At 60.7% G+C, this 1068-nt stretch carries 2 protein-coding genes; both read right to left on the bottom strand.

Annotated elements, in window-relative coordinates; all coding sequences use genetic code 11:
* Positions 1 to 638: IS630 family transposase (locus QTI04_RS34195; protein WP_286619641.1), on the bottom strand; the 638-nt coding region annotated here is incomplete at its 3' end.
* Between the two features lie 17 nt (positions 639 to 655).
* Positions 656 to 1066, bottom strand: a complete 411-nt coding sequence (locus QTI04_RS34190; RefSeq protein WP_286619639.1) for a helix-turn-helix domain-containing protein — start codon at positions 1064 to 1066, stop codon at positions 656 to 658.
* Between the last annotated feature and the right edge of the window lie 2 nt (positions 1067 to 1068).

Raw genomic sequence — 1068 nt, 5'->3', positions numbered from 1 at the left:
AGTTTTTGGTCTGCATCTTGACGAGTGAACTTCCACTGGATAGTTCGGCGGGCAGCGTTGCGAGCGCATTGCCACTTGTCGACCTCGAACTGCAGGCAATCTCTGTTGGGCATGCGTCGATCCAAGCACTGCCGACTGAGGATCCCGATCTCTATCTCGGCCATGTTCAGCCAACTGGCGTGTTTGGGGGTGTAGTGGAATTCGACGCGCCCCAACAGCTTTCCGGCTGCGTGTTGGCCCAGTATGTCAACGAAACACTTTCGCAAGTGGATGTTCAAGTTGTCGAGCACGAGATGGACGCGCCTGGCGGTCGCATAGGTGCCAGTGAGCAGCACGGCAATGAAGTGGACGAAGTCGGCTTTGCCACGGTGCTGCGTCACCGAAACCTCGCGATGTCCGCCCTTGGGCTCGATGGCCACGAACAAATTGCTTGTCCCCCTGCGAACGTACTCGTAGTCTTCCTTGATCGGTGCGCCCTGCGCAATGAGCAGTGGCGCGCGGCTGCGAGCGAGCAACTGGAGACTCTTCTCATCGACGCAGACGACGGGCTCGCGTGGATCCAGGGGCCGTGCATACAACTCCAGCAGCTCGTACATCCGAAGTCGGTACTCCAGCGTCAGAGTGCCGATGCACCACATCAGTCTGAGCCAGGGCTTCAGGTCGTTTTTTTTAACATCCGGCGCACCGTCTCGCGACTTAGATCGGATCTGCCAGTTTCGCGTCGGGCGGCCTGCTCGAGTTCCACCAACGTCCAGCGCGCCCGTCCTTCTGGCGGTCCCGAGCACGCCAGCGCAGTGACTTGCGCCTCCACATCCGTGTCGTATTGGCGCGGGCGACCAGATCGAGCGACGTCCCACAGCGCCAAATCCAATCCGCCCTGCACATATGCAGCCCGCGCGCGCCACAGGGCTGTCCGTCCGATTCCAAGCACAGCTTGGATTTGCGCCTCGGGAATCCCCTCGTCAAGGCAAGCCAGCACGTGAGCACGGTTGACTTCCCGACTGCGATGAACCCCTTTGCCGCGTACCGCCTCCACAGTCGCACGGTCCTGCGGGCTCAGCTTCAACT

It is taken from the genome of Variovorax sp. J22R115 (genome assembly GCF_030317005.1).
Classification (GTDB): domain Bacteria; phylum Pseudomonadota; class Gammaproteobacteria; order Burkholderiales; family Burkholderiaceae_C; genus Variovorax.
The sequence above is the reverse complement of the archived record's forward strand: the minus strand, read 5'-3'. Positions and strand labels throughout refer to the sequence as shown.